Source organism: Litoribacterium kuwaitense (assembly GCF_011058155.1).
GTDB lineage: Bacteria > Bacillota > Bacilli > Bacillales > DSM-28697 > Litoribacterium > Litoribacterium kuwaitense.
On the sequence record NZ_JAALFC010000019.1, the window covers coordinates 1 to 16,229 of the forward strand.

Annotated in this window: 12 protein-coding genes; 8 read left to right on the forward strand and 4 right to left on the reverse strand. The window is 40.9% G+C overall.

Going from position 1 to position 16,229, the window contains the following annotated elements:
* Positions 1-249: 249 nt before the first annotated feature.
* Entirely contained in the window at positions 250-1,614 is a 1,365-nt protein-coding gene (locus G4V62_RS10810; RefSeq protein ID WP_165202093.1) for a sulfatase family protein, read from the reverse strand.
* Positions 1,615-1,926: 312 nt separating this feature from the next.
* Here G4V62_RS10810 and G4V62_RS10815 point away from each other — a divergent pair, with 312 nt between their 5' ends.
* From G4V62_RS10815 to G4V62_RS10840, 6 genes are all read left to right on the forward strand, one after another.
* On the forward strand, positions 1,927-2,553 hold the full coding sequence (locus G4V62_RS10815; RefSeq protein ID WP_165202095.1) for a hypothetical protein: 627 nt from the start codon (positions 1,927-1,929) through the stop codon (positions 2,551-2,553).
* Positions 2,547-3,623, forward strand: coding sequence for a sensor histidine kinase (locus G4V62_RS10820; protein ID WP_165202097.1), 1,077 nt, complete (start codon positions 2,547-2,549; stop codon positions 3,621-3,623). The genes G4V62_RS10815 and G4V62_RS10820 overlap by 7 nt, the downstream gene beginning before the upstream one ends.
* 4 nt (positions 3,624-3,627) lie before the next feature.
* Entirely contained in the window at positions 3,628-5,172 is a 1,545-nt protein-coding gene (locus G4V62_RS10825; RefSeq protein WP_165202099.1) for a response regulator, read from the forward strand.
* A 149-nt stretch (positions 5,173-5,321) separates the two neighbouring features.
* Positions 5,322-6,650: an ABC transporter substrate-binding protein gene (locus G4V62_RS10830; RefSeq protein WP_165202101.1), complete on the forward strand. Its 1,329-nt coding sequence runs from the start codon at positions 5,322-5,324 to the stop codon at positions 6,648-6,650.
* 33 nt (positions 6,651-6,683) lie between these two features.
* Positions 6,684-7,568 (forward strand): carbohydrate ABC transporter permease, encoded by an 885-nt coding sequence (locus G4V62_RS10835; protein WP_165202103.1) that lies wholly within the window; start codon positions 6,684-6,686, stop codon positions 7,566-7,568.
* Positions 7,568-8,398 carry a carbohydrate ABC transporter permease gene (locus G4V62_RS10840; RefSeq protein WP_165202105.1) on the forward strand — a complete coding sequence of 277 codons (831 nt, stop codon included), beginning with the start codon at positions 7,568-7,570 and terminating at the stop codon, positions 8,396-8,398. The genes G4V62_RS10835 and G4V62_RS10840 overlap by 1 nt, the downstream gene beginning before the upstream one ends.
* Positions 8,399-8,747: 349 nt before the next feature.
* Here G4V62_RS10840 and G4V62_RS10845 read toward each other — a convergent pair whose 3' ends face one another.
* Genes G4V62_RS10845 through G4V62_RS10855 form a run of 3 tightly spaced genes read right to left on the reverse strand, consistent with a single transcriptional unit; the run spans position 8,748 to position 13,158 of the window.
* Complete coding sequence (locus tag G4V62_RS10845; protein WP_165202107.1) at positions 8,748-11,330, reverse strand: DEAD/DEAH box helicase; 2,583 nt, start codon at positions 11,328-11,330, stop codon at positions 8,748-8,750.
* A 24-nt stretch (positions 11,331-11,354) separates the two neighbouring features.
* Positions 11,355-12,458 (reverse strand): ABC transporter permease, encoded by a 1,104-nt coding sequence (locus G4V62_RS10850; RefSeq protein ID WP_165202109.1) that lies wholly within the window; start codon positions 12,456-12,458, stop codon positions 11,355-11,357.
* Complete coding sequence (locus G4V62_RS10855) at positions 12,445-13,158, reverse strand: ABC transporter ATP-binding protein (protein ID WP_165202111.1); 714 nt, start codon at positions 13,156-13,158, stop codon at positions 12,445-12,447. Before G4V62_RS10855 ends, G4V62_RS10850 begins: the two co-directional genes overlap by 14 nt.
* Positions 13,159-13,454: 296 nt before the next feature.
* Here G4V62_RS10855 and G4V62_RS10860 point away from each other — a divergent pair, with 296 nt between their 5' ends.
* Entirely contained in the window at positions 13,455-15,539 is a 2,085-nt protein-coding gene (locus G4V62_RS10860) for a DNA topoisomerase III (protein WP_165202113.1), read from the forward strand.
* Positions 15,540-15,600: 61 nt separating this feature from the next.
* Complete coding sequence (locus G4V62_RS10865) at positions 15,601-16,146, forward strand: GNAT family N-acetyltransferase (RefSeq protein WP_246218387.1); 546 nt, start codon at positions 15,601-15,603, stop codon at positions 16,144-16,146.
* Positions 16,147-16,229 lie beyond the last annotated feature (83 nt).

Consider the following 16,229-nt stretch of genomic DNA (forward strand, 5'->3'; position numbering starts at 1 on the left):
AAAAAGGCCGGGGTATTTCCTCTGCCTTCAGCTCCAGAAACAGCAAAGTGAGGAATTTTAGTCCGGCGTTTTTGGGGATTTTTAACCCGATATTGACAGCTTGGACAATCCACTTTGATTTACATACTCGTTTTTGATTGAATCTTACAAAAAGGCAATGATTTATAACATGTAACGAGTACCCGCCTTATCGCGACGGGTACTGTATTACAATTATTTTTCGTACAGCGGTTATCTATTGCAAGCATTTTACTCAGTTAATGAACAGCACGTGTTGTGATCAATGGCGATATGACGTAAAGGATCACCTAAATGAAACTGCCATTTTTTCATTTCTTGTGTTAAGTATTCTAATATATGAAGGTGCGTTTCTTTTCCTGCTAAGTTGTGTATTTCCCATGGATCTTGCTGTAAATCAAATAATTGAATACAATCGCTTCCGACATTTTGATCATCTACATAATATTTGATGAGTTTCCAGCGCTCATCCTTGACCATTCGTTGGATGTCTAAGTACTTCGTGTAAACAGTATTCCATTCTTTTTTATTTGGATCATTAAGCATAGCGCAAAGACTCTTTCCTTCAACTGTTGTAGGTATAGGCAAATTAATCATGTCGAAAAGTGTTGGAAAAATATCTATTTGGTAGGACAGCCGCTCTCTTTTCTCACCTACGGGTAAGCCAGGTCCTTTCATAAGGAATGGAATACGAGTACTATGGTCATACATATTTTGCTTGCCCATTAGACCATGCTGTCCTAAAGCTAAACCGTGATCACTTGTATAGATAATGATCGTGTCCTCTAATATGCCTTTCTCTTTTAATGTTTCGAAAATGTTCCCTATTTGCTTGTCCATATGAGTAACCATGGCATAATAATCCTTCGTGTGTTGGCGAATATTATCTTTTTCACGTGGAATACCGACTAACTGTTCGTCGCGAATATTCATTTCTCCGTTATCAAAAGGGTGTTGATCTAAGAAGTTAGGCGGTAATTCGATCGATTCTTCTTCATACATGTCATGATACGGTGATGGAGCTTGCCGTGGATCATGTGGGGCTGTAAATGCCACATATAAAAAGAAAGGATCTTCCTTGTCGTATTCGTTTAAGAAACTCACTGCTGTGTCTGCAAATAGTTCCGATGTATGCACAGATGCTTTTCTCACTGTCTTTTCGCTATATTCTCCATCGGGTTGGTAATCATGTACAGGGACAGAAAAATGGTCGCTCATGCCTCCAAAGAAAATATTCTTCCCATCGCAAAAGCTCCTTTGGAAGCTATCGATATCGTTATGCCATTTTCCGATAGCGTAGGTGTGATATGAATGCTCCTTCAAAGTCTCTCCAAGTAGAGCTAGCTGTGAATTGATATTCACGTCTCCTCCTGTACGAAATGGGTTGGCCCCTGAGTGAACACTCGCACGACTTGGTGCACAAACAGCACCTGACATCCCCCCCATGATATGTGTCTGAGTAAAGGCAACCCCTTGGTTCACGAGATAATCAAGGTTCGGCGTCTCCAGCGTAGAATTTCCTAAAGCATGTATGGCGTTATGTTGGTGATCATCTGAAATCATGAAAAGTATATTCGGCGTCTTTTTCTTCCTCATGTATGCAACCTTCCTTTGCCCTAAAATTTATTATGTAGTATAACATGACCTAATTTGTATCGTTCATTTATTATCTGAATGATCGCTTTATAGTGAGCAGGCATAGAGTGGGCTTATCCTCTTGCATTAAGTGGTCGTTTCCTTCGCAAGTATCCTATCTTTTGCCCAAAGAATTATAGCGAAGATTTACGCTTTCTGGAAAAATATTTATTTTCAACTAAAAAAGCGCTTTCTAGGTGTTTTAATGAAGTTATTTATTTTTGAGAAATCATTCGTTACAATATGTACAAAAGATAATAAGGATATGATATTTTGAAATTTTTGTCAAGAAATAGTTTGCAACATAGTATTTTTTTCTTTACGCTTTTGATTGTTTTTGTACCGTTGGTGTCATTAGGTATTATATCTTATTCAAAACACACAGATAATATTGTGAATAATGTGAAAAGAGCAGATGAAAATACGGTTGACCAAATTGTGGCCAATATTACTTTTTTTCTAGGTGATATCCATGATTTGTCATTATTTATTATTCAAAGCAGTCAAGCTCAAAATCTATTAACGTCTAATTATGAAAAGGACTCGAATGCATTTTTACAAGAAAAAAGGCAGGTAGAAGAATTGCTTGTTCACCTCATAGGGTCTAAAGAATATATAAAGTCAATTCAGGTTCAAGATCAATCCGACATACTTATAAATACGAATGGGGTAAATATACCTATTAGCAATAAAGAAAAACAAGACCTACTTAAGTTAAATGGGAAGGCGGCGGTGATCGAAGGAGAAGACGGCCCTTCGATTCGCTATACGCGGTTAGTGAAAAATATACATGATATTACCGAGGTTATAGGCTATATCACAGTGGAATTAAACTTAGAATACATTAGTGATTTATTTCAAACTGAAGATCCTGAAACTAAAGATACTTATTTTTGGTAAATAATCAAAATCATGTGATTGTGTCTAAAGTCAAATCGGACTTTAATGCGAGAGATTTGCAAAGGTTGCTGGATAAGGGAGAGGGCGATGTAGATGAAGTCACGTTGAAAGGAAAAAAATATATAAAAACGTCTAGTAAGGTAGAAGGGTATCCACTTTCTGTGATACACGTCGTTTCTATGGATCAATTAATTAATGAGAATGAAGCAGTGCCATCATTGATTATATGGTCGTTCGTGATCAGTTTAGTCATTTGTGTTTTTGTCGCTTATCAATTTTCACGTTTTGTAGTAAAACCAATAAAACGATTACAAGGGCTAATGAAGGAAGTGGAAGACGATAACTTGGGAGTTAGATTCCCCATTAATGGGTCTAATGAAATTGCTCAGTTAGGCCACGGTTTTAATTCAATGCTGGAGAGAATTGAGTTTTTAATTGAGATGGTTTATATTGCTCAGATTAAGAAGAAAGAGTCAGAACTAAAAGCGCTATCAGCTAAGATCAATCCTCATTTCTTATACAATACGTTAGATACCATTTATTGGGTAAGTTTAATGGAAAATGCCCCAAAATCAGCGAAAATGGTACACGCACTTTCCAGGTTGTTTCGGATGATCTTAAAAGAAGATAATGAAGCGATTACCGTCGAACAAGAATTAGAGTATGTCCAACATTACTTGAATATTCAACAGGTTCGCTATGAAGATATGATTGACTTTCAATTAGAGATACAGGAAGGGGTGCAACCACTTAAGACGATAAAAATGATTTTGCAGCCGTTAGTCGAGAATGCCATTTCACACGGGATTGAAGAACGTGGTGAGGGGGTCATAAAAATTAAACTAGTCCAGAATGAACACGATCTCGTCGTCTCAGTAGAGGATAATGGTGTAGGGGCTGATGTAGATAGGCTCAACAAATTATTAAAGAAACCAAATGAGAAGTGTGTCGCTTTGAAAAATATAAATGATCGTATACAAATGGAAGACGGCAAAGGGTATGGGCTGTTTTTTCAGAGAAATCATGAAGGTGGCCTAACGGTGGTGGCTAGGCAGCGAAAGAAGGTGTAAATCATTGAAAATATTAGTCGTCGAAGATGAAAAAATGATTAGAAATGGGATTGTGAATGCATTAAAAAACATCCCGCAATATTCATATCAAGTTAAGGGTGCGAATAACGGTAAAGTTGCTCTAGAAATGATAGAGCCTTGGCAACCAGATGTTGTGATAACAGATGTTAAAATGCCTGTAATGGATGGGTTGGTGCTATCTAAAGAAATCCGAAAAAAGTATATGTCGATTTACGTGATTATATTAAGCGGATACCAAGAATTTGCATATGCACAGGAAGCAATAAAATTAGGCATAAAAGAATATTTAATTAAACCTGTTGGGGTAGAAGATCTAGAAAAAGTAATGAAAAACCTCGAGCAATTAATAGATAAGGAAAAGAAAAGTCATCGAGTATCTAAAGAAACATTAGAAGTCCTTCGGAGAGAATGGCTAAATAAATTGGTGAAGCGTCCAAAGGAAATAGAACAAGACCAATTGGACTATGCTGCGGCATTAGGAATAACATTAAAAGGTCCTTCGTATCAAATGATTTTGCTTCAAATGGGGGAAGAGGGATATGGGGATAATTGGATCAAAGGCTTGGAAGATTTGACGTTACAAGAACTTCCGAAAGAATGGTCGCCTGTAATATGGATGCATAAAGAGACAGAGTTGGCCATCATATTAAATGTGTCCGCTTCAAATGAGTATAGGGTGGAAAACGATTTCACGCGTATTCACGAGCTTTTTAATCATCAATTTGGCGGTGTTCTAACGGTAGGTGTCGGGTCTTTGTATGACTCCATTTTTAAGCTAGCTGCTTCTTTTCGCGAAGCCATGTTTGCGCTTGGTCAGAAGGATCGTCAAATGAGTGGTAAAAACACAATATTAAAAGTGCCTGATGGAGAATTAGTCTCAGACAATCATCTACTGGCTATTGAGAATACCCTTGAGGATGCGATTATAAAGCAAGTTAAAGACATCAACAGAAACAAATTAAATTTCATATTAAATCGCGAATTTAATCGATGTTTACAAAAAAGTATCTCGTTAGATCATATCAATAATTGGGCCATTAAAATACTTGTTCGCACATATTTAGAGTTGCAAATCTCATATGAAATTCCAGATGTTGTAATGGATCAGTTAAGGAATGCGAATTCTGTTATACACATCCAACATATACTTTCGCAGGAGCTCGAGAGTGTCATGGATCGGATAGACAAGTTGAAAAATTCGAATATGCATCACGTAGTCAATCAATGTATTCAGTATATTCATGATCATTATAAGGAAGAAATTACGTTAGATATATTGGCTAAATACGTATTTGTATCTTCAACTTATTTAAGTAAGGTATTTAAAAAGCACACAGGAAAAACGTTTGTCAAATGGTTAAATGAGTACAGAATTAACAAGGCAAAAGAATATATAAGTTTGCAGCCAGCAAGACCTATTTATGCGATTTCCGAAGAGGTTGGTTATAAAGATTACAAATATTTTATTCGCGTTTTCAAGAAAGAGACAGGGTTTACACCAAAGGAATATAAAAATAATCACCATTAACACCTATTAGACTTTTTGTTTAATGGGTGTTTTTTGTATAAGCAGATAGTAATTAAACAAGAATAGAGAACAAAGGATAAAAATGTCCAATCTTTCATAGCACCTGGATTAGTATAATCAACATATCAATTTTGAAGGAGGAATTTAAAATGAAAGCGGATTTATTAAAGCGTTTTCCTATCATGCTTGGTTTGTTTATTCTTTCATCTCTTTTATTGGCAGCATGCTCAGGGGGAGAAGGTGAAGCAGGTGAAAATGCCGATGGCAATACAACGATTACAATGATGCACTATTATAACAAAGAGTTAGGCGAACCTGCACCGATGGCCCAACTTGAAAAGATCGAAGAATTTGAAGAGCAAAATTCAGATGTGATCATTGAGCAGGAAGTGCAGTCACATGATAATTATGAAACAAAAGTAAAGACGTTGGCTGCTGGAAATGAACTTCCAGACGTATTTTTAATCAAGGGTTCAATGACTCAACAATTTGCTGATAACGGTCAAGCATTATTGCTTAATGATTTCTTAGCGGAAAAAGAAGGTTGGGAAGAGCAATTTATAGATGGAGCTTTTACACCTTTCCAAGTTGAAGATGAGATTTATGCAATGCCGATTTCCGGTGGTAGTTCCCATTTAATTTATTATAATAAGGCATTATTTGAAGAGGCAGGAATATCTGAATTCCCTAGCACATGGGACGAATTTCTAGGTGCGATTGACCGCTTGAATGAATCAGGTGTTACGCCAATTGCTCTAGGTAACAAAGGGAAATGGGTATTAAATTCGAGCTATTTAAGCACATTGGCAAATCGTTATACAGGGTCAGAATGGTTCGATAACATTCTTGCCAAAAATGGTGAGGCTAGCTTTACTGATCAGGAATTTGTGGATGCGCTTTCTGCAATAGATCAGTTAGCTAACAACAATGCTTTCAATAGTAATATGAATAGCATCGATAATAGTGAACAACAAGCGATGTATATGAATGAACAAGCGGCTATGTTTATTGAAGGTGGCTGGGCTGCTGGTTCTATTGCAAATAACGCGCCAGAAGCTGTTTTGAATAACACAGAGGTAGCGATTTTCCCAGAAATTGAAGGTGCTCAAGGAGAGCAAAATACTGTATCTGGCGGTGGCGGATGGGCGTACGCCATTAATCCTAATGTATCAGAAGAGAAGTTGGAAAAAATCAAAGAGTTTATTTATCATCTCACCAATCAAGAAGCTGGTAGATTAATTTTAGAAAAGGGTCAAATGCCAGCCGTTGTCGTTCCGGATAGTGATGAAATGGAATTACCAGTTCTAACAAGAAAATTATTAACACTTTTTGAGGAAAGTAAATTTGTACCTATTTACGATACAGTATTAGATCCTGCCTTAATCGAAGTGATGAATAGCAACATGCAAAATATGACGATTGATCAGGTGACGCCACAAGAAGCCGCCGAAAATATTCAAGCCGAATATAGCAAGTAATGCTAAGAAATCTAACAGTTTGAAGGGGATATAATGAGGGCAAAAAGTGCTGTAAGACCGAGTAATAAAAAGATTTATTTATATTTATTACCTGGTTTAGCTATATATACTTTCGTCGTATTAATACCGTTATTTATGGCGTTAAGATATAGTTTCTATAAATGGTCTGGAGGTCCAAATTTACAATTTATTGGACTGGATAATTTTGTGACATTAATGCAAGATAAAGTATTTTGGATCTCTTTTTCAAATAACTTGTATATTATTGTCATGAGTATTATTGGACAAATCGGTATAGCTTTCTTAATCAGTGTTTTGTTAACGCGCTCATGGGTGAAATGGAGACAATTTCATCGAACAGTTATCTTTATACCAAACGTATTAGCAGCCGTCATCATCGGTTTCTTATGGTCGATGGTTTATAACCAAGATTATGGTTTGTTAAATTATCTCCTGAAAACAGTTGGTCTTGAGTCATGGATTTCTCCATGGCTCGATGATCCTAATATTGTGATGGCCTCTGTTACGGTTCCAATTGTATGGCAATTCATTGGGTTCTACTTGATTATCTTTATGTCCGCTATGCAAAATATTTCCGAAGAGTTATATGAAGCAGCTAAAATTGATGGTGCTTCTGGTTGGAAGCAAACATGGTATATTACTTTGCCGATGCTGAAAGGAACAATTAAGGTCGCCATCATGCTGTGTATTGCTGGGAATATGAAGATATTTGATCACATTTATGTAATGACAGGGGGCGGACCAGGATACAGCTCCACTGTTATGTCGCAATATGCATATGATGTGTCCTTTGATCGATTTGAGCTTGGTTATGGAAGTGCGGTTTCAATTGGTATGCTCATCTTGAGTTTAATATTGATCCTCATTAGTCAATTAATAGGAAGGAGAGAAAATTAATGAGCGTCTTTTCGTCATTGGGGAAAGCGTTTGTCAACGGACTGTTGTTAATTTTTTCGCTATCGGCGATCTTTCCTATTGTTTGGATGATTTATTCGTCTTTTAAAACACAGCAAGAGTTTACATTGAATATTTTAGCCCTGCCGGAGAAATGGAATTTTTCTAATTATGTTGAGGCATTCAAAGTTGGCAATCTGCATCAATATTTCTTTAATAGTGTGTATAATAGCGTGATTTCGGTTGTGCTCATTATATTATTAGGTTTTGTGATTGCTTATATGATCGCGAGGTTCGACTTTCCAGGGAAACGAACAATTTATATTCTATTTCTGTTCGGTATGCTGATTCCAATTCACGGCTTGCTCGTTCCGGTTTTTATAGAGTTTCGTAATTTAGGGCTACTAAACCAGCCGATTACATTAATCATGCCATATGTGGCATTTGGCTTACCAATAGTCATCTTTTTATTCGAATCATATATCAAACAAATCCCACGTGAAATTGATGAGGCTGCGATTATGGATGGCTGTAATACGTTTCAAATTATTTTTCGTGTGGTGTTTCCAGTTGCTACCCCTGTTATTTCGACAGCGATCATACTGAGCTTCTTAACGGCTTGGAATGAATTTCCTTTTGCGTTAGTGCTCATCCAAAATGCTGAATTACGTACTTTACCAGTAGGGCTAACGAACTTTAATGGTCAGTATACGGTTAATTATCCACAAATGATGGCAGCTATGTCTGTAACGGTTTTACCAGTCTTAGTTATTTACTTAGCTTTTTATAAGAAAATCATTCAAGGAATGACCGCAGGAGCGGTTAAAGGATAGACAAAGGTTTATTGATCGTTTCTTCTGTAACGCAGTAAAAGGTCGTTGGAGAAGAAGTTAATCAAGTGAAAAACTGATGTGGGTAACACGTGTTAGATTGAGCCAGATTGATTTTATAATAAGTGTGGCGCTAAATGCGGGCTGGACATCACATAAAATAACCGTAAATCTAATGAGAATGGATTTACGGTTATTTGTGTGCAACCATTGATTTTTACTTTTGCGTTCGTTCAAGGATATAATGGTGATTTATGACCTGTATTATTTGAGAACGAAGAAAAAGAAGTAGTGAGTAGCGTGCAGACAAAGCCTAGAATGCCTTTGTCTGCAGCGCTGAAAGCTGTGCTTGTTAATATAACAGTTGTTCAAAATCTTCATCTGATAATTCACTTAACCATTGGTCAGAAGAGAGCAGTTCATCTTGTAGGCGTTTTTTACGCTCGATCACTTCATTAATCCGTTCTTCGAGTGTCCCTTGAACGAGTAACCGATGCACGTGTACGTCATTTGTTTGTCCAATGCGATGGGCACGATCTGTGGCCTGGCTCTCAACAGCAGGATTCCACCAGCGATCGTAATGAATAACGTGGCTCGCTCTCGTTAAGTTCAACCCTGTCCCGCCTGCTCTAAGCGATAAAATCATTGCGGGGCATTCGCCTTTTTGGAAGGACTGAATCATTTTTGCTCTTTGGTGAGCGGGAACAGACCCAGAGAGAAATGGGACATGCTTTTGCCAATGCTCAAGCAGCATTTGTTGAAGCAGCTCTCCCATTGATTTAAATTGTGTGAAAATGATTGTCGACTGACCAGCTGCGTAAATATCCGCGAGTAACTTTCGTGCTTCATCCATTTTTAATGAAAGTCCCTCATCTAATCGTTTATATGACGGTTGCACAAGTCCAGGATGGTCACAAATTTGTTTTAGCTTTGTAATCATCGCTAAAATGACGCCTCTACGTCGAATGCCAGACTCTTGCCTAACGGTTTGCAGTGCATAATCCGCCCACTGTTGATACAAGGTCGCTTGAATGGGCGAGAGTTTGCACATGACTGTATTTTCGTGTTTACCAGGCAATGATAGCTCAGGAAGCTCCGCCTTCGTGCGCCTGAGCAAGAAAGGGGAGATGAGCGCCTTTAATGTTTGCAGGCGCTCGAGGTCGTCATTTTTTTCATAAGGAAGGACGAAGCGCTCATGAAACTGTACGCGTGACCCTAAATAACCTGGGTTGACTAAGTCCATCAGAGCCCACATTTCCCGCAGACGATTTTCAACAGGGGTGCCAGTCAAAGCAACCTTCTGCTGACTTTGTAATGCTTTTACTGCCCTTGACTGGCGGGTTTGGGCATTTTTAATATGCTGTGCCTCATCGACGCAGACGATCTCCCACTGAATGTCTTTCAGCCAGTGATAATCTTGGACGACAACACCGTATGTCGTAATTATGACTTGGTGCGATAAAATCTCCGTGGTCGCATGCTCGTCTTTCAGTCGGTGCTGTCCGTGATGGGTATAAATCGATAAAAAGGGTACAAATTTATCCAACTCCGACACCCAATGGCTGAGGAGCGACGTAGGTACGACGAGTAGAAAAGGTGCCTTTGTAGTGCTTTGTTTAGCAATATACGCTAGAAATGCGGATATTTGTACCGTTTTTCCGAGGCCCATATCATCAGCTAGGCAGCCGCCAAGCCCCCACGACTTCAGCTGCACGAGCCAATCGACTCCTTCTTTTTGATACGGACGAAGCTTGCCTTGAAATTCATCAGGAATCGTCACTTCAGGAGATGAACGATGACGCAGCTGATGGATGAGAGAACGATACTTTTCCGGCGTGCTTGGATCAAGCATAATATCTAATTCTTCTTCTCCGTCTGTCTGATCTGACGTGTACACCTTGCCAGCGACCAAATCCGCTAGCGATAGCCCTTTAGATTGCAAGAATGTGAGTCGTCTTTGAATTGCTTGCAAATCTGTAGGGTCCATTAACAGCCATTCGTCCCCCCATTTGAACAACCGGTGCCCTTCCTCCAAAAGCTGGCGGAATGCTTCTTCATCCATTGCCCCCTCTTCAACAGACAGCGTCCAGTCGAAATGAAAATACGAGTCAGCTTTGACGGTATCTTCTTGTACGTACGGAGATACTTGAATACCGAATTGCGGAGGGCGTGCCCCGCGCCAATCAGAGGGAAAAAATACAGGAATATCAGCAGAAAGCAATTGTGGGCTCGTGAATGTCAGGAACTCGACGGCTTCTTTTTCATCAAGCTCAAGTGTCTCAAACGACCTCGGTAGGTGAAGATGGTCAGGCAGTTCTCGGAGAGCGAGCTTTAAATACGTCGCATGCCACCAGCTCTGCCAAGACGCTGGGACGTCCTCGATCGAAGCGTTTAAAGGGGTGATCATGTTTTGCGTTTTTTTATCGCATGCCACCACCTCTAACCGCCAAGACAATTTTGCATCGGGTTCATATAAGCGGACGCCAAGCTGAAAAGGCATCATTTGGTTTGAAGTCTGTTCGTTTTGCACAGGTGAGAATGTGTTCCGCTTGTTTTGTAAGCGAATCACGGCATCATACCAAGCCCAATGAGAAGGGGTTACTTTTGCAGATTCAAGGTTTTCTCCTTGCAAAAGAGCCTGAATGACCTTTGCATCATGCTCTAGGCGGTCGTATGCATCAGTTTTTTGGATGTTAAGTGTAGACGGCTTGTCACGTGTTTGGAGAAAATCAATCGCTGTCGATGGGTCTAAAGAAATGCTCCGACCATCGTGTGATATTGTAGTGGCTGCGCCGTAAAATGAACCGGGATGCTTGGAAAAAAGCAACGAATGCCATGTATATGAAAACGTTTTGGATTCAGGCTGAGAGCACTGAAGAATGAGACGGTGCTGTGAGTCCAGTTGAGCATCTAGACACACGGTCAGTAATTTCATGAAGACCATCACTCCGAAAATAGATTAAAGCAGGAGCCGTACTACTACGCCACCGGCCATAACGATGAAGACAAAAGAAACGATTGGTGTGATCACACGGTCGTGTGCTGGCATTTTGACTTCAGCAGGCCATGGAAACAATTGCAGAAAACTTTGGGAAAAGAAGTAAGACCAAAGAGAGTGAATGTACTGGGCGACAATTAAAGTCACTGCAATGGTAAGGACAATAGCAATCCACATAGGTGAGATCAATGTGCCAATGAAGCCTAGACCTAAAATGACAAGTACAGGAAGAATGAGATGGATATGCCGCAACAGCCACCGTGTAAATACGATGAAAAGCAGACCATGTGGCGTATTCGCCCTCATATTGTGTAACGGGATGCGGCTTAAAACTTTGCTTGGTTTCGGTGGACGTAAGGATTCGCTAAAGGCATTTTTTGCTCCCCAGAAAATCAACCGAACAAAGCGCGTAGCAAGCCGATTTTCTATATCTAGCCAATGGTTATATCCTAACTTTTCCACAGTCACTGTAAGGTCCCTCCTGCTTATGATGATTCCAACCAAAAGCACAATCGCGGTAGCAACCCAAATCCACCCTGTAAACAGTAACAATAGAAGTGGAACAAAAAAGATGAGACCGATCCAACGCCATGTTCGCGTTTGGCCGCTCCAAGCCATCCGATATACTTTAAAGGAAAGCAAAAAAGAAAGCAAGAAGGCGAGGTTCGGTAAAGGCTGAAAGTGCCACAATGGGAGCAAAATGAACCATATGGCTAAAAGACGCACGAACTCAAAGTATACCATACGTCGTGTCCCGATATCTAAAAGCTGTTGAAGAATGCCTTGCTGTCTGGCGATGAATAAGGCATCAGCATCGGCAAAATATGATCGAAAGCTCGTCGGCCACGCGAGCAAGGCGAAAAGAAGCGCAAATACCCATAAGGGAAGATTGGTCAAGGCTGCTGGCGGTGAAATATACATGTTCACCCAGCCAAAGCTCATGGCAACTATCGCTGGAATAATGAGATAAAGCGCAATCACCCAGTCCACCATCGATCGAATCAATGTTTTTTGCTCTTTTCTCCAGACCGATCGTCTCTTTATATAAAGGTCACGAGCGAGCATTCGGATCGCCTCCTTGATGTAGTTGACGGAAACAATCCATTAATGCGCCGTTGTGGAGACCAGTTGCAGTTTGAATGTCAGTAAGTGTTCCTGAAGCCAGCATACGTTTATGACCAAGGATTATAAAACGTTCACAGTACTTTTCTGCTATATCAATTAAATGTGTACACATGAGCACGCTTTTCCCTTCCGTTACTTCGTTGGCAAGGAGGTGGAGAAGGTGATCGTTGGCAATCGGATCTAGTCCCATAAATGGCTCATCGACGATATATAAATGCGGTGTTGGAAGCTTAGCGAGAATAATCATCAACTTTTGCTGCATCCCTTTTGAAAATTCAGTCGGATAACGATGCATCGCTGCCTCCATTTCAAAAAGCTTGATGAGTCGCTCGGCTTCTTGTTGCCAATCTTCCAACTGATAAGCCGCTGCACAAAGCTCAAGGTGCTCATAAAAGGTCAGCGCATGATAAATGATCGGGCGCTCTGGAATGTACCCAATCCGCAATCCTTCTTTTGTTGTTAACGTTCCCTGAGAACCATCGTGGAGTGACAACAGACGCTTAATCGTCGTCGATTTCCCGGCGCCATTGCTTCCGAGCAGCCCTATCCATTGTCCTTCTTCAATCGTAAACTGAACATCATAGATGATCGGATCATTTTCCTTATAATAGATGCGTTCAAAATCTGCTTTTAACAGCATGATCAACCGTCCTTTTTATGTGTAGCGTACAAACTACAATGATCTACGTGTAATGGGATTCCAAGGTTTCAAACAGACAAGCATTCATGCTTGAACAACTTGTAAACGCGAGAGTAAAAAGTATGTAATTCCACGCTCATGACATAAGAATAAGATGAAATGCTTGTCGGATCGCATAGCTAAAGTGACGAATCCATGCGTCTATGATAGCACATCAAGCAGTGTAGCCTTGTTTGTGCATCTTCTGTTCCTCATTTACATGATGCGTTATAATGGAGAATGGAGGGAATTAGACTATGAAATCACTTATTTTAGCGGAAAAGCCGAGTGTGGCAAAAGAGATTGCCCGTGTGCTTGGCTGTCAGCAAAAGAATAAAAATTATATCGAAGGCTCGAACTACGTTGTCACGTGGGCACTCGGTCATTTGGTTGAGTTAAAAACCCCTGAAGATTATGATAAACGATACCAGACGTGGCGTATGGACGATTTGCCGATTATGCCAAAAGAAATGAAGAAAAAAATTATCCCTGGCTCTAAAGCGCAGTTTTTTGCCATTAAAAAGTTAGCCGAACGGAAGGATTTAAAAGAACTCATCATCGCCACTGATGCGGGGCGCGAAGGGGAGCTTGTTGCCCGCTGGATTATGGAAATGGTTCACTGGAAAAAGCCTTTTAAGCGGCTGTGGATTTCTTCGCAAACCGACCAAGCGATTAAGCAAGGCTTTAAACAGTTAAAAAATGGTCGCGATTTTGATCGTCTTTATCAATCGGCTGTGTGCCGTTCTGAGGCAGATTGGCTCGTTGGCTTGAATATTTCGCGAGCGCTGACGACGAAATATGATGAGCCGCTGTCCGCTGGACGTGTGCAAACGCCGACGTTGGCGTCTGTGTATGAGCGCGACAAAGCCATTCAAGCGTTTAAGCCAAAAGAGTATTGGACAGTTTCGGCAACAATAGGGCAAGTCGATGCGCAATGGGATAGCGAGAAAGGACCGCGCTTGTTTGATAAAGCGCAAGCTGAAGCGATTCAAACTGAGGTGACGAATCAAGAAGGAAAGGTCATTTCCGTCCGTAAAAAGACGGTTTCCGATCAGCCGCCATTGCCTTATGATTTAACTGAGCTGCAGCGTGATGCGAATCAACGGTTTAATTATTCAGCTAAGAAAACGTTAAATGTGCTGCAGACGCTCTATGAACGTTATAAAGTCGTCACGTATCCCCGAACAGATTCTAAATACTTGTCCTCTGATCTCGTTCCGACGTTAGCCGGCAAGCTGAAAGCAATCGAAGGCCATTACAAAGACGAGGTGCGCCCAGTACGCGCAAAGCCGAACGTTTCTAAACGGGCTGTGAACGACAGCAAGGTTACCGATCACCACGCGATCATCGTAACAGAAGAACGCGCCAATCTAGCAGCGATGCAACAAGATGAACGAAACATTTATGACCTCGTCGCACGTCGCTTCATCGCCTTATTTCACGGACCAGCCAAGGCGGAAACAGTGAAGGCGACCTTAAAGGTTGGGAAGCACACGTTTCAAGCATCCGGCCGGAAAGAAATTGATGCAGGCTATAAACAAGTGTTCGGCAAAGGTAATGACGAGGAAGAAAACCCCGCCGTCGCGAAGCTGTCGGAAGGACAGACCCTCGCTGTGACGCACGTGCGTTTAAAATCGTGCTTGACTGAGGCACCGAAAAAGTTTAGTGAGGCTGACTTGTTAGCGACAATGGACAAATACGGATTAGGCACGCCAGCGACTCGCGCCGACATTATCGAAAAATTAATTAAAAGTGACTCGATGGAGTTAACGAATCATCGGTTAACCGTCACTAAAAAAGGAAAGCAATTGCTCGATCTCGTCGATGATGAATTAACGTCGCCAGAGCTCACAGCTTCGTGGGAAAAGGAGCTTGAGGCAATCGCCAGGGGCAAAGGGAACGCTACAGCGTTTATGGCTAATATTCGCGAGAAAACAAAAACGCTTGTCACAAATGTTCGCAACAGCGACAAAACGTATGTTGCCCACAACCTAACAGGATCAAAATGTCCTGAATGTGGATCGCTCTTAAAAGAGAGAAACGGACGGAATGGCAAGATGCTCGTCTGTTCCAGCCGTGAATGCTCGTATCGAAGACAGAAAGATCCAATGCTGTCCAACCGCCGTTGCCCACAATGTAAAAAGAAAATGGAGATGCATAACGGAAAAGCCGGGCGCTATTTTCAATGCAAACGTTGCAATGTCGTCGAAAAGGCAGAGGATAAAAAGAAAAAAGTGAATAAGCGCGAAGAAAAAAAGCTATTGAATCAATATAAAAAAGAAGAGCCTCTTGGAAACAGCCTTGCTGACGCATTAAAGCAGGCAATGAAAGATAAAGAGTAATTAAGAGAAGGCAGTCTTGGCTCAAGTCAAGGCTGCTTCTCAACGAAGGAGTGCGAAACATTTGAATATTTGGGAAGGAAAGAAAGTCCGTTTACGATCGATGGAGCCTGAGGATTGGCAGGTTTTTCATGAGAACGACCGAGATTCCGAAGCGGCACGCGCGGCCCATATGATTTATTTTCCTAGGTCAGCAGCTGGAACGAAGGCGTGGTCGGAACAACAGGCCACACAAGATGCAGAGGGAGACAATAAGATGCTCGTGATCGAAACGGTCGAGGGTGTCGTGGTCGGAAACATTAATTCCCATTCGTGCGATCCGAGGCAAGGTGTGATGAAATACGGCCTTGGCGTGTTTGCCGAGCATAGACAACAAGGCTACGCGAGCGAAGCGATTCGGCTATTATTACGGTACTATTTTGAAGAGTTGCGCTATGAGAAATGCGTTGCCCACGTTTACGCCTTTAATACAGCCTCTTGTCTTTTGCATGAGCGCCTCGGTTTTACGAAGGAAGGCGTGCTGCGTAGCATGATTTACACAGAAGGAAAGCGATATGATGAATATATTTACGGAATGCTACGAGAGGAATTTCAAGGGGATTTTGCATAATCCCCTTTTTTCACTGATTTTCATCAAGAATCATGGTAAAATTTGAAAGCGCTTGCAGTAAATGAGAGCTTTTTCAAACGCAA

Excerpts from the sequence above, each read along its gene's own strand:
- G4V62_RS10830 (WP_165202101.1), top strand. The coding sequence starts at position 5,322 with ATGAAAGCGGATTTATTAAAGCGTTTTCCTATCATGCTTGGTTTGTTT.
- G4V62_RS10860 (WP_165202113.1), top strand. The coding sequence starts at position 13,455 with ATGAAATCACTTATTTTAGCGGAAAAGCCGAGTGTGGCAAAAGAGATT.
- G4V62_RS10855 (WP_165202111.1), bottom strand. The coding sequence starts at position 13,158 with ATGCTGTTAAAAGCAGATTTTGAACGCATCTATTATAAGGAAAATGAT.
- G4V62_RS10850 (WP_165202109.1), bottom strand. The coding sequence starts at position 12,458 with ATGCTCGCTCGTGACCTTTATATAAAGAGACGATCGGTCTGGAGAAAA.
- G4V62_RS10810 (WP_165202093.1), bottom strand. The coding sequence starts at position 1,614 with ATGAGGAAGAAAAAGACGCCGAATATACTTTTCATGATTTCAGATGAT.
- G4V62_RS10835 (WP_165202103.1), top strand. The coding sequence starts at position 6,684 with ATGAGGGCAAAAAGTGCTGTAAGACCGAGTAATAAAAAGATTTATTTA.
- G4V62_RS10845 (WP_165202107.1), bottom strand. The coding sequence starts at position 11,330 with ATGAAATTACTGACCGTGTGTCTAGATGCTCAACTGGACTCACAGCAC.
- G4V62_RS10840 (WP_165202105.1), top strand. The coding sequence starts at position 7,568 with ATGAGCGTCTTTTCGTCATTGGGGAAAGCGTTTGTCAACGGACTGTTG.